Raw genomic sequence first — 13274 nt, forward strand, 5'->3', positions numbered from 1 at the left:
GCATGGCGCGCCAGCGTGTGAAAGGAAGGTTTCAAATGCACAACTACAAGATGCTTATCGATGGGGTTCAGGTGGCCGGCGACGAAGGCCAGTTTGATGTGATCAACCCGGCCACCGGTACGGCATTCGCCCAATGCCCGGCCGGTTCACTGGGGCAACTTGACCAGGCCGTCAGTGCCGCGCAGGCGGCGTTCAAAAGCTGGCGCCACAGTAGCCACCCTGACCGTTGCGAGCGTTTGATGGCGATTGCGGCAGATATCGAGCAAGAGGCCGAGTCACTGGCGCGCCTGATTGTGCTGGAGCAAGGCAAGCCGCTGGCGCTGGCGTTTTCCGAGGTCATGGGCGCCGCCGCCTGGACGCGCTACGCGGCCGGGCAGGACATTGCGGTGGAACTGGTGGAAGAAACTCCCACCCAGCGCATTGAGCTGCACCGCAAACCGTTGGGCGTCGTGGCGTCGATCACCCCCTGGAACTGGCCGTTCATGATTGCCGTCTGGCACATCATGCCGGCGCTGCGTGCGGGCAACTGTGTGATCAGCAAACCGTCGAGCCTGACACCGCTGAGTACCTTGGGCCTGGTGGCGATCATTGGCCGGCACGTGCCTCGCGGTGTGATCAATTGCGTGACCGGCGAGCGGGGCTTCGGCAGTGCGATCACCTCGCACCCGGGGATCCAGAAGATCGTCTTCACCGGCTCCACCGCCACCGGGCAAAGCGTAATGCGCGGCGCCGCCAGCAACCTCAAGCGCCTGACCCTGGAGCTTGGTGGTAACGACGCCGCCATCGTATTGCCGGGGACCGCCGTGGAGGCGGTGGCCGAGGAGATCTTCCAGGCGGCCTTTCTCAACATGGGCCAGACCTGTGCTGCGCTCAAACGCCTGTATATCCACGAATCGCAGTACCAGGCTTTTGCTGACGCGCTGACGCAGATTGCAGCGCGCCAGGTGGTGGGTGATGGCCTCGACGCCGGTGTGACCTTCGGCCCCGTGCAGAACCTTGAGCAACTGGAACTGGTGGAGACATTGGTCGACGACGCACGGGCACAGGGTGCGCGCGTGTTATGTGGCGGTGCGCGCCTGGACCACCCGGGCTATTTCTATCCGCCGACGCTGGTTGCAGACGTGACCGACGGCCATCGCCTGGTCGACGAAGAACAGTTCGGCCCGGTGTTGCCGTTGATTGCCTACCGGGATGTCGAGGATGTCCTGAAGCGCGCCAATGCCGGAGACATGGGGCTCGGCGGCTCGGTTTGGGGGCCGGATGTCGAACAGGCCCAGGCCTTGGCCAGTCGCCTGGAGAGTGGTGTGGCGTGGGTCAATTGCCACGCACAGATCCAGCCGAACACGCCGTTTGGCGGCAGCAAGATGTCGGGGTTTGGTGTCGAGTTCGGTCTTGAAGGGCTATTGGAGTTCACGGGTCAGCAACTGCTGTTTGTACGCAAGCAGGCTGTCGAAGAAGGAGTTTGAACCATGCGTTATCTATCACGTCATCCCGTACTCGGTTGCACGCTTGTGTGCACCCTGGCGCTCGGCACTATCAGTCAGGTGCACGCTTATGAGCTGTACAGCGATGAGAGTCGTCATCTCAACGCCGACATGACGGCGGTGTTCGGTCTGTTCAACAGCCGCAAGAATTACGATGGCACGCCAGGCGGCTCCAGTTGGCGTGAAGGCTTTATCAAATACGGTTTGAGTGGCAACCAGACGTTGGGGGGCAATGGCAGCGCATACGGGGCTTTCGCCCTGGTCAGCTCCGCCACCTGGGGGGACGGTGACGCAGGCGGCAACTCGCTGGGCACCGAGCGCACCACAAAGATCGAAGACGCCTACCTGGGCTGGCGTTCCGGCGACCTGTTCCCGCTGCTCGGTAAAGACGGCGTGGATATTTCCGGCGGACGCCAGGTGGTCAAGGTCGGCCGAGGGTTCGTGATCAACGATGACGGCCTGAACCCCGGCAAGGGTCCGGCCGATGGCACCTTGAACCGTGGTGGCGCCTACTACCTGGCGGCCCGGCACGCGTTCGATCAGACCGCCGTGTTGCGCCTGGGGGGCCAGGATGGCCTGCATGGCAGCGTGTTGTGGCTCAAGTCCGACAACCGCATCCAGGCCGAGACCGAGTTGGCCGCCGGTACCCTGGATTACACTGCCCAACCGGGGACGCTCGGCTTGACCTGGGTCCATGGCCTGGACGTGAACGATCAATGGTCCAGCGATTTTCAACGCCAGCGCAAGGGCATGAACATCTATAGCGTGCGCGGTGAAGGCGATGCGGGCATCAAGAACGTCAGCCTGGCGTTCGAGTACGCCTGGCAGGACAAGGATGCGGGGCCTGAAAAAGCCTGGTACGGCGAGGCGGGCTACACCTTCGCCGATACTGCCTGGGCACCCAAGGTGACGTATCGCTACACCCGCTATTCGCAGAACTGGGACGCGCTGTTCACCGGCTTGAGCACCGGCTACGGCACCTGGTTCCAGGGCGAAGTGGCCGGCAACTACGCCGGGCCGTTCAACACCAATACCCGCATCCACCATGTCGGGTTGAAGGCAACCCCATTGGAAAACCTGAGCCTGGGTGCGCTGTATTTCGATTACGCCACCGTGCGTAAAAGCAATGCGTTGAACCTCGATGGCCGCGAGCTGGATGTGTACGCCGAGTGGGCGGTCAACCCGCACTTGATCATCACACCGCTGGTGGGGCTGTACAAACCCAGGCAGGACTCGACCACTGGTGGTAATCAAGTGGGCGGCAATGGCACCAACCTGTACAGCCAATTGTCGCTGGCCGTGCCGTTCTGAGCGTGACGGGCTAGGGCGTGACGCTGCTCGGCGGGTTGCGCATGTTTTCGGCAATGCGCCGGGTGGTATCCATGACCATTTCGATCACGGTTTCCTGGCGCAGCAGCTTGAAGCTCTGGCTGCTGCCGACGGCGGACAGGCTGCCGACCACCTCGTCGAGATCGGCCTGGATGATCGGTGCAGCGATACCGGTCAGGCCCAGGTTGAGTTCGTCGTGGGTCAGGCAATAGCCGTCCTTGCGGATTTTTTTCGCGGCCTTGGAGAAACCGGCCCAGTCATACGGGCTGTCCGGGTCGTTGGCCATGTGCTCGTCGAACAAGCGTTGCAGGCGCCGACCTTTCTGGAAGGCGATCAGGACCTTCGATTGCGCCCCGCGAAAAAACGGCAACGGCTGCCCGCGCCCGAACGCAAAGTGATAGGTGTCGGTGGGTTCGGCGATGTAGGTGTTGATGATGCGCCCGTCGTAAAACACGCTGGCAAACACCGCCAGGCCGGTTTGCGCGGACAGCTCGTGCATCAGCTCGCGGCCGGCGATCAGGATCGGATCGTACTGACGCATCATCCAGTCCAGCTCGATCACACGCGGCCCCAGACCATAGCTGCCGGCGTCCACGCGGGTGAGCATGCCGGCGTCACACAAGTCCTTGACGTAGCGGTACACGGTCGCCCGTGACAGCCCCATGCGCTCGGCAATGGTGTCGGGTTCGATCTTCAGCGTCTGTGGACCGAACAGGTCCAGGATGCTCAGCAATTTGCTCAGGCTGCTCATTGTGTTCCTAAAAGAAAGGGAAGGGCGTTTGTTGCGTACCCGCCAGAATCAGGTCGCCCAAGCGCTGGCGCAACACTACCGCAGTGAGAGAAAAACGCAATCTCGGGATGGATCTTGAGCCTATAAATATCGCGTAAATCTCATTAAGTGAGAAAATCATTAATAAACTGCTTGTTGGTTGAGGTTTTGTGTGTGATAAATCTCATCACTGCAAATGCTCAAGCAAGAGGGCTGAAAATGAATGGTGCGCAACTGATAGTGAATGCGGCAGCGGCAAGCGGTATCGAGTACTGCTTCGCCAACCCCGGGACCACCGAGATTCCTCTGGTGGCCGCCATGGCCAGCGCACCTGCTCTCAAGCCGGTGTTGTCGCTGTTCGAAGGGGTGTGCACGGGCGCCGCGGACGGCTATGGCCGGATCGCCGGCAAGCCGGCAATGACCCTGACCCACTTGGGCCCAGGCTTTGCCAATGGTATCGCCAACCTGCATAACGCGCGTCGGGCCAATACGCCGATCGTCAACGTCATCGGCGATCACGCCTCCTGGCATGTCAACTACGATCCGCCCTTGGCCAGCGACATCCAGGCCCTGGCCGGCACCGTCTCTGGCTGGGTGCGCACCTCGCGCACGGCGTCGGGTATCGGTGAGGATTTGCAGGAAGCCGTGCGTGCGGCATGGCAGGCCAAAGGCCAGATCGCCAGTTTGATTCTGCCCATGGACCTGCAAGCCCACGCAGTGACGCACAACGGTGTGTTCGCACCTCTGCGCGCACCGATTCGCCGGTTTGCCGGTGACCGGGTAGAAACCGTGGCGCAGGCATTGCGTGACGGCCAGCGGCTGGTGTTTATCGTCGGCGATGAGGGCTTGTCAGTCAGCGGCCTGGAAGCGGCGGGGCGCCTGGCGCAACTACCCGGCGTGCGCCTGTTTGCCGAGACCTTTCCGCGCCTGAGCTACCGTGGTGGTGGTTTGCCGGACCTGGATCGCCTGCCGTATTTCCCGGAAGTGGCGATTGAAATTCTTGAGCAGTACGACCTGGTCATTTGTGCAGGCGTGCCCGAGCCCATCAGCTACTTTGGCTACGAAGGCATCCCGTCGCGCCTCGCCGAACGTGATCGCCTGCTGACGTTGGCCGAAGTCGGTGACGATGTTGCCGGCGCGCTGACGGCGTTGGCCGATGCCCTGAATGCACCGGCCTATGTGCCGACCCCGGAGGGTATCGAACTGCCGCCCGGCCATGCCGAGCTGACGCCACAATCCATCGGCCAAGTACTGGCCGCATCACTGCCCCACGACAGCATTGTCTCGGTCGAGGGCGGCACCTGCGGCTATCCGTTCTTTACCGCTTCCGCCCGCGCCGCGCGGCATCGGGTATTGACCAATACCGGTGGCGCGATTGGCCAGGGGATTCCGGTGGGGTTCGGTGCCGCCTTGGCGGAACGCGGCAATAGCGTGTTCTGCCTGCAATCGGACGGCAGTGCCCAGTACACCATTCAAACCCTGTGGAGCATCGCCCGCGAGCAGTTGCCGGTGGTGATCCTGATTGCCGCCAACCATCGCTACGCGATTTTGCAGAACGAGCTGCGCCGTTTCGGCATGACCGAAATGGACCCGCAAGCCCTGCGCCTGACCGTGCTCGACAGCCCGCGTATTGACTGGAAGGCCCTGGCCAAAGGCTACGGGGTCCCGGCCTGCACGGTACAGACCAATGCCGAACTGCAACGGGCGCTGGCCAATGCCAAGGCCGACCGTGGTCCTTGCCTGATCGAAATGGCGCTGTGAAGGAGTCGACTATGTATCAGCCCGAATTATTACCTGCCGTCCGGGCGTTCCTGGCGCAGCCCGGTCGCCTGTTCATCGGCGGTACCTGGCAGGACGCCGCCAGCGGTCGGCGCTTTGCGGTGGAAAACCCGGCCACTGAACAGACCCTGACCGAAGTCGCCCAAGGCGATGAGCGCGATGTGAATGCGGCCGTTGCGGCCGCGCGTGCAGCCTTTACCGGCACCTGGGCCTTGCAGTCACCAGCGCAGCGCGGCCTGTTGCTGTTTCGCCTGGCCGATCTGTTGGATCAGCACCGCGAGGAACTGGCGCAACTGATCACCCTGGAGAACGGCAAGCCTATCGCCAACGCACGCGGTGAAGCGGCCAGCGCGGCGAATATCATCCGCTACTTTGCCGGCTGGCCCACCAAGATCGAAGGCAGCACGCTGCCCGTATCGCCGGCCAGCGGCGCGCCGATGCTCAACTACACGTTGCGCGAACCGGTGGGGGTCTGTGCGCTGATCGTGCCGTGGAACTTCCCGTTGACCATGTGCGTGTGGAAGCTCGGCCCGGCGTTGGCCACCGGTTGCGTGGCGGTGCTCAAGCCCGCCGAGCAGACGCCGCTGATCGCGATCCGCCTGGTGCAACTGATCGAGGCGGCAGGCTTTCCCGCCGGCGTCGTCAACCTGATCACCGGCCTGGGCGCCGACACCGGCGCACCGCTGGCACAGCACCCCGACGTGGACAAGATCGCCTTTACCGGCTCGACCCAGGTCGGGCGGCTGATCGCCCAGGCGGCCACCGGCAACATGAAAAAGGTCTCGCTGGAACTGGGCGGCAAGTCGCCGAACATCATTCTTCCAGACGCCGACATTGTGCGCGCCGCCAAGGGGGCCGCCGATGGGATTTTCTACAACCAAGGGCAGGTGTGCACGGCGGGTTCACGCCTGTATGTACACGCCAGTGTGCTCGACCAGGTGCTCGAAGAATTGCAGCGCCATGCCGCCGCCTATGTGCTGGGTAACGGCCTGGACCCGGCCAACAGCATGGGGCCGTTGGTCTCCGCGCGGCAGTTGAACACCGTCAAGGGTTACCTGCAGCGGGGCCAGGAGGAGGGCGCCGAACTGATCTGCGGCGGCGGCCGTCCCGAACACCTGGAGCATGGGCATTTCATTCAACCGAGCGTGTTCCTCGACCGTGCCGAGCGCGCCTGTGTAGCTCGCGAAGAAATCTTCGGCCCGGTACTGACCGTCATGAGCTGGACCAAAATCGACGACCTGGTGCTGCGCGCCAACGATTCGCCGTATGGCCTCGCTGCTGGCCTGTGGACCCGCGACCTGCGCTCGGCGCACCGCGTGGCCGCACAGCTCAAGGCCGGCTCGGTATGGATCAACTGCTGGAACGTGGTCGATCCCTCTTCACCGTTCGGTGGCTACAAACAATCCGGCTGGGGCCGGGAAATGGGCAAGAACGTGATCGATGCCTACACCGAGACCAAGAGTGTGTTCGTCGATCTGGCCTGAACTGAATAATCACAAGAGGTAATTGCTATGGATCTGGAATTGAAAGGCCGCGTGGCCATTGTCACCGGTGGCGGTATGGGCATCGGCAAGGAAGTCGCACGTTTTCTCTCTGAGGAAGGCTGCAAGGTGGTGATCTGCGCACGGCGCATGGCGTTCCTGCAGCTGGCGGCCGAAGAGATCACCGCACAGACCGGCAATGAAGTGCTGCCGCTGTTCTGTGACACCAATGACATGAAGGCTGTGTCGGAGATGGTCGAGGCGGCTCACAAGCATTTCGGCCGTATCGACATCCTGGTCAACGGTGCCGCGGCGCCATCGGGTGTGGTGCGCAATGACATCGAACACGCCGGCGACGATGAACTGCTGTCGGACCTCAACACCAAGGTGATCGGCTATTTCCGGTGTGCCAAGGCCGTGACCCCACACATGAAGGCGGGCGGCTTCGGGCGCATCATCAACATCGGCGGCCTCACCGGGCGCAGCAGCAAAGTGCTCTCGGGCATGCGCAACCTGGCCATCGCGCACATGACCAAGACCCTGTCCGACCAGCTTGGCCCGTCGGGTATCACGGTCAACCTGATTCACCCCGGCGTCGTCGATACCCCGCATATCCAGGAGCTGTACGAGCGCGAAGCAGTCAAGCAGGGCAAGACCGCCGAGCAGGTCGAGCAGGCCTACATCGACGCCACACCGATTCGCCGCACCCTCGCACCGATTGAAATGGGCTGGCTGATTGGCTTCCTGGCGTCGCCGAAAGCTGCTGCGGTGACCGGTGAATCCATCGGCATCGACGGCGGTTTGACCCGTGGCATCTATATCTGAGGAGTATCACAGATGAGTAATGGAACCCTTTTGGTCGCCACCGTCGGGCAAGCGGTGATCCGCAGTGCCGACGATGGCCGTACCTGGCATCGCCTGGGCCTGGGACAAGACCTTGAGTTCGATGCAATCACTCGGTCCCTGAGCGTGCATCCCGATGCGCCGGAAGTGATCTACGCCGGCACGGACGTGGGCTTGTGCGTCAGCTGCGACACCGGTGGCCACTGGCGGCGCGTCGATTCGCCATTCAACGGCGAGACGGTATGGAAAGTCGCCGTCGACCCGCAGGACGCCAAACGGATTTTTGTCGGCACCGGTGCGCCCTCGCGCGCGGTGTTATGGCGGACCCTCGACGCCGGCCTGAGCTGGGACCGCGCGCCGGTTGAGATTCCGGAATTCTGCGACGGCGTCAGCCGTCCACGCCTGCTGGCCTTCGCCTATGACCCCACCGACCGCAACCAGCTGTGGTTCGGCCTGGAGGAGGGCGGGTTGTTCCATTCGCGGGACGGCGGCGACAGTTGGACCCGCGTCGATGACCGGCTGCTGTGGGACTACAACTCGGACGTCCACAATATCCTGGTACTGCCCAATCACGGTGAGAAAGTCATCGTGGTGGTCTGCGTCAATGCGGTGTACCGCAGTCTGGACGAGGGACTGACCTGGACCGGCATCATTGGTCGCGAAGCCTTCGGCCTGTACTACATACGCGCCATGAACGCGCCGTTGGGCACGCAAAACGAGCTGTACCTGAGTATTTCCGATGGTACACCCGGCACCACCAGCAAGATTCTGATATCCCGTGATGCCGCACTCAGTTGGAGCGTGCTGCCGCTGCCACAGCAGCCCAACTCCTGTGTCTGGGCGATTGCCTTCAACCCGGCCAACCCACGACAGATCGTGGCGGGCACCAAGTACGGGCATTTGTTCACCTCCGACAATGGCGGTGACGGCTGGCAGAAGCATTGGCGGGAATTCAGCGAGATCGCTGATGTGCTCTGGACGCCTGCGGTTGCGCAGATCAAGTCCGGGCATCAATCCATCGTCAAAAAGCACTGAGGTATACCGCCATGAAGATCGAGATCCTGCGGACTCACCTATCGCTCTGGGTCAGTGACCCTGACGTGTCGGCGCGCTGGTACGCCGACATCCTGGGCATGCACGAAAGTGCCCGAGGCGAGAGCTGGGTCATGATGGCGTTTGGCGGCAAGCACCACGACATCGCCTTGATTCGTGCCGATCCCGGCGCCCATCAAGGTGGCCTGGGGCTGCAACACTACGGCCTGGAAATCGCCGGGGACATGACCACCTTGCGCCAGCTTTACGGCATGTTGCTGGGCAAGGGCGTCGAGGTGGTGAAGATCACCGATCACGAGATCGGTCATGGCGTGTACTTCAACGACCCTGACGGCAATCGCATGGAATTCTTTCTCGAAACCGAACACGACGATGCGCTCGGCAAGGCCCGTTTCAAGGCTGCCGGCGCGCCGAGCCGACATTTCAACCTCGACCCACTCGAACCACTTTGAGGCAATGCTGATGAAAACCGCGAACTTTGCTACGTATCACATCCGCAAATGGTACAGCTTCGTCGAAGAAACCCTGGCCAACGAAACCGGCCAACTGGCCGATGGCGAGCCGCTGTTCAAGTACGCGATTGCCGCCGTGATCGCCAACCCCTATGCCGGTCGCTACAGCGAGTCGCTTGCCGAACTGGTCGATCCATCGCCGCTGTTGGGCGAAGAGTTCGGCCGGCGCATACAGGCACTGGCCGGTGCCCATGAGATCGTCAGCTATGGTAAGGCGATCCTGGTCGGCAGCGCGGGCGAATACGAGCACGGTAACGCGTTCCTGACCAACCCGGCCGCCGATCCGATTCGCGTCGCGCTGGGGGGGGGCAAGTCGTGGGTGCCGTCCACCGGCAAGCGCGGCGGACCGGGTTCGACCATTGACGTGCCGCTGGCGCACAAGGATGCGCTCTACGTGCGTTCCCACTACGACAGCATGTCGCTGATGTTCGGCGACGGCCCCGCGCCGGATGAAGTCATCGTGATCTGGGCCTTCGCCACCCGTGGCCGCTTGCATGCACGGCTGGGTGGCCTGCTGGCCGAAGACATCAAAGGTATTGATGGACTGCACTGATTGCAGGCGTGCGGCCTTGGCAACGCCGGTTTAAAACCACAACAAGAAAGCGGTGAATAGCGATGAAGCAGGAGAAGACCCAGGTTGTCATTGTCGGGGGCGGGCCCAATGGGATCACGGCCGCGCACTATATGGGGATGTACGGTATCGACTGCGTCGTCCTTGAGCTTGCCGACTGCATACTGCCGTACCCGCGTGCGGTGGGCATGGACGATGAAGCGCTGCGCGTGTTGCAGGCTATCGGCATTGCCGAACTGGCCGTGCGCGACATGATCTGCGACGTGCCGCTGCGCTATTACAACGCCCGTGGTGTGTGTTTTGCCGAGGTCAAGCCCAGTACCGCGCATTACGGCTGGCCCATGCGCAACATCTTCATGCAGCAGCTGCTCGAAGGCACGCTGCGCGAAACCCTGGGGCAGCGCAGCAGTGTAGTGCTGCGCCAGGGTCATGAAATGCTGGAGCTGGAGCAGGACGGAGAGGGGGTGACCTTGCAGGTGCGCGATGCTCAGGGCGAGGTCTATCAGTTGCGTGCCGATTACGTGATCGGCGCCGATGGCGGGCGCTCCACCGTACGCAAAAAGCTCGGCGTCGAACTGCTGGGGCTGACCCATGCGCGCAAATGGGTGGTGGTGGATGTCGCCAATGACACCCTTGATGCGCCGTATACCGCACTGCATGCCGATCCGCAGCGGCCGTTCGTGTGCATCTACTTGCCCTACCAGCAGCGGCGCTGGGAGTTCATGCTGATGGAGGGCGAAGATGAGGCGAAGATGTGCGAAGAAAGCACCATCCGCGACCTCATCCGTGGGCATATCGGCGATGCGGTGGACGCGTTGAATATCATCCGTATCCGCGCCTACACCCACCATTCCCGGGTGGCGGCGCGGTTTGTCCAGGGGCGTGTGGCACTGGTAGGCGATGCTGCGCATATATCGCCACCCTGGGCCGGGCAGGGCCTTAATTCCGGGCTGCGCGACGTGGCCAACGTGGCCTGGAAACTGGCGGCGATCATCCAGGGGCGCGCGTCCCATGGGATCCTCGCCAGCTACGACCAGGAACGTCGCGGACACGCCACCGAACTGGTGGCCCTGGCCGACAATATGGGCACGGTCTTGGGGCTGACCAACCCGTTGATGGCCGGCGTGCGCGACTGGTTGTTCCAGGCGGTGAACAGCGTCGATAACCTGCGCTCGCACCTGCTGGAGTTCAAGTTCAAACCCAAGGCGACCATCACCAAAGGGCTGGTCTATCACGAGCGTGCGGAACTGCGCGAAGACGACCTGGTCGGCCAGCTGTTTGTGCAGCCGTATATCGAAGACGCCCAGGGGCAACGCCGGCGTCTGGATGACGTGCTGGGCAATTCCTACGCGGTGCTGGGTTACCGGGTCAATCCACGTGAGCAAATGAGCGAAGAAATGGCAACGTTCTGGGCTCGCTGGGACATGCGCTTTATCCAGGTCAATCGTTCGCGCAGCGGTCCGGTCCGCAACCAGCCATTGACGGCCACGGACGCCATCAGCGTGGAAGATGTGGATAACCGCCTCGGTGAATGGTTCTCCAGGGTGCGCGATTGCATCGTCGTGGTGCGTCCGGATCGGTTTGTTGCCGCCATCACCACGCCGGAGCGGCTTGACGCGGTATTACGCAAGTTAGCGGGGCAACTGTCATGAGCATCGATACGGGCGTATTGAGCCAGTTAGACCAGGCCACGCGTGCGGTGCAAGCGATTGCGCCACTGGCCCCCGAGGCGTTGGACCTGCGCGGCGGCTACGCACTGCAACGCCAGGCGCTGGATGCGCGCCTGGCGGCGGGCGAACAGTTCAGCGGTTGGAAGATCGCCTTCGCTGGCAGCGCCGCGCAACGGCGCTTCGGCATTGACGAACCGGTGTATGGCGGCCTGACCGATCAGATGCGCGTACCGTCGAACACGGCGGTGGCGCTTTCACGGTTGATCCAGCCCAAGCTGGAAGTCGAAGTGGCGATTGTGCTGGGTCGCAGCCTGGCGCCAGGTGACTACAGCGATGAAGACATCCTGGCCGCAATTGCCGAGGTGGCACCGGCGTTCGAGATTGCCGACTGCCGTTGGCAGGGGTGGAAGTTCGGGGTAGGGGCCTTTCTGGCCGACAACGCGGCGGCGGGCTTGTATTGCCTGGGGCCCAGAACCGTTTTCGACCCTGTTGAACATGTCAACGTGGCGTTTCGCCTGGAATGCGCAGGCGCGATCTGCGGCGAAGGGGAGACCCAGGGCCGGGAAGATCCACCGCTGGCCAATCTGTGCTGGCTGATACGCCGGCTGCTGGCCGATGGTCAACCGGTGGAAGCCGGGCAAGTGGTGCTGTCTGGCGCGCTGTTGGCGCCGATGAATATCCAGCCCTGCACCTACCGCCTGCAGATGTTTGGCACGGAACTGGCTTTGCTTTTCACTGCGGACACTGCCGCAGTGTGAGCCCTAGCTGCCGTCAAGGATGACTCCAGTCCCCTTCAGGCCGATGACGACAACGGGGCCCCCGAGGAACGACGACCATGCTTGCTGAAGTTCGAACCTTCAATGATCCTCAATTGCACGCCTGCTCCATCCAGGGCTGGCGGCAAGTGTATGACCAACTGGGGCGTGGCTGCCTGACCAGTGGGCTGCGCCAATTGTCTGCCGAGCGCTTTCAGATCTTCCAGGAAGTGCTGGACAAGCGCGTGGTGCAGCGTGGCTTTGCGCCTAAAGGACGACTGTGCGTGGCCATGTCGTTGGGCAGTGCACCGGTGGTACAGGGGCAGCAGGTGGGCGCGCACAACGTGGTGCTGTTACGCGATGGCGAGGAGTTTGTATTGCATGCGCCCGAAGGCACGCATTTCTTCGCGCTTAACGTCGACACCGTACGTTTTGCCAAACTCGCCGCCTTCGAATTGTCCAGCGACCAACTCAAGCGCGTCACCACCCGTTCCCAGATTTGCGTGGATGATGCGTTACTGTTGCGGATACGCCAGCGTATCTACCCGCTGTTTCGTCACCTATTGCAACAGACGGACCCTATCAGTGCCTGCGCCGAAAAGATGCTCGAAGACGAGCTGCTTGGCGCCTTTCTCGATCTGTTCAGCAACGCCACCGATGAAGTACGTTGCCGGCGTGGCAACTTCGCCGTGAGTGCCTACCTGGTCAAGCGTTGCCAGGAGTTGATCGATGCCAGCGGCGACACGCCACTGAGCATTCTCGACCTGTGTGAACACCTGCGGGTCAGCCGACGGACCCTGCAGAACAGTTTCCAGGCGGTGACCGGCATGCGCCCGGTCGAGTACCTGCGCAACCTGCGGCTTAACGCGGTACGCCGGCAGTTGATCACGACCCCGGCCTGCAGCCAGAACGTCGGCGATGTGGCGGTGGCAATGGGTTTTTTCCATCTGAGCCACTTCGCTGCGCATTACCGTGAGTTGTTTGGCGAGTCTCCGTCGGAAACCCAACGAGCGAACCTCTGAATAGGC

General features: G+C 62.4%; 12 protein-coding genes. 11 read left to right on the top strand and 1 reads right to left on the bottom strand.

The genetic code is table 11. The features are described from left to right. Positions 1 to 35 precede the first annotated feature (35 nt). Both EJ576_RS09660 and EJ576_RS09665 read left to right on the top strand, forming a co-directional pair. Positions 36 to 1466: an aldehyde dehydrogenase family protein gene (locus tag EJ576_RS09660; RefSeq protein WP_126570229.1), complete on the top strand. Its 1431-nt coding sequence runs from the start codon at positions 36 to 38 to the stop codon at positions 1464 to 1466. Between the two features lie 3 nt (positions 1467 to 1469). Further along, positions 1470 to 2795 (top strand): hypothetical protein, encoded by a 1326-nt coding sequence (locus tag EJ576_RS09665; RefSeq protein ID WP_178083533.1) that lies wholly within the window; start codon positions 1470 to 1472, stop codon positions 2793 to 2795. Positions 2796 to 2805: 10 nt separating this feature from the next. Here EJ576_RS09665 and EJ576_RS09670 read toward each other — a convergent pair whose 3' ends face one another. Continuing rightward, positions 2806 to 3564, bottom strand: a complete 759-nt coding sequence (locus EJ576_RS09670; RefSeq protein ID WP_126570230.1) for an IclR family transcriptional regulator — start codon at positions 3562 to 3564, stop codon at positions 2806 to 2808. A gap of 237 nt (positions 3565 to 3801) precedes the next feature. Here EJ576_RS09670 and EJ576_RS09675 point away from each other — a divergent pair, with 237 nt between their 5' ends. The 9 genes from EJ576_RS09675 (at position 3802) to EJ576_RS09715 (ending at position 13268) form a co-directional block, all read left to right on the top strand. Beyond that, positions 3802 to 5343 (top strand): acetolactate synthase large subunit, encoded by a 1542-nt coding sequence (locus tag EJ576_RS09675; protein WP_126570231.1) that lies wholly within the window; start codon positions 3802 to 3804, stop codon positions 5341 to 5343. A gap of 11 nt (positions 5344 to 5354) precedes the next feature. Continuing rightward, a complete protein-coding gene (locus EJ576_RS09680; protein WP_126570232.1) occupies positions 5355 to 6845 on the top strand; it encodes an aldehyde dehydrogenase family protein in 1491 nt (496 codons plus the stop codon). A gap of 27 nt (positions 6846 to 6872) precedes the next feature. Next, on the top strand, positions 6873 to 7667 hold the full coding sequence (locus EJ576_RS09685) for an SDR family NAD(P)-dependent oxidoreductase (protein WP_053129953.1): 795 nt from the start codon (positions 6873 to 6875) through the stop codon (positions 7665 to 7667). Between the two features lie 12 nt (positions 7668 to 7679). Further along, a complete protein-coding gene (locus EJ576_RS09690) occupies positions 7680 to 8720 on the top strand; it encodes a glycosyl hydrolase (RefSeq protein ID WP_126570233.1) in 1041 nt (346 codons plus the stop codon). An 11-nt stretch (positions 8721 to 8731) separates the two neighbouring features. After that, a complete protein-coding gene (locus EJ576_RS09695) occupies positions 8732 to 9190 on the top strand; it encodes a VOC family protein (protein ID WP_126570234.1) in 459 nt (152 codons plus the stop codon). 10 nt (positions 9191 to 9200) lie between these two features. After that, positions 9201 to 9803 (top strand): amino acid synthesis family protein, encoded by a 603-nt coding sequence (locus tag EJ576_RS09700; RefSeq protein WP_043206254.1) that lies wholly within the window; start codon positions 9201 to 9203, stop codon positions 9801 to 9803. 62 nt (positions 9804 to 9865) lie between these two features. Further along, positions 9866 to 11473 (top strand): bifunctional 3-(3-hydroxy-phenyl)propionate/3-hydroxycinnamic acid hydroxylase, encoded by a 1608-nt coding sequence (locus tag EJ576_RS09705; protein ID WP_126570235.1) that lies wholly within the window; start codon positions 9866 to 9868, stop codon positions 11471 to 11473. After that, positions 11470 to 12249 carry a 2-keto-4-pentenoate hydratase gene (locus tag EJ576_RS09710; RefSeq protein WP_126570236.1) on the top strand — a complete coding sequence of 260 codons (780 nt, stop codon included), beginning with the start codon at positions 11470 to 11472 and terminating at the stop codon, positions 12247 to 12249. Before EJ576_RS09705 ends, EJ576_RS09710 begins: the two co-directional genes overlap by 4 nt. Positions 12250 to 12326: 77 nt before the next feature. Beyond that, a complete protein-coding gene (locus EJ576_RS09715) occupies positions 12327 to 13268 on the top strand; it encodes a helix-turn-helix domain-containing protein (protein WP_126570237.1) in 942 nt (313 codons plus the stop codon). Positions 13269 to 13274: the final 6 nt, after the last annotated feature.

The sequence above is a fragment of the Pseudomonas sp. C 49-2 genome, assembly GCF_003970195.1.
GTDB lineage: Bacteria > Pseudomonadota > Gammaproteobacteria > Pseudomonadales > Pseudomonadaceae > Aquipseudomonas > Aquipseudomonas canadensis.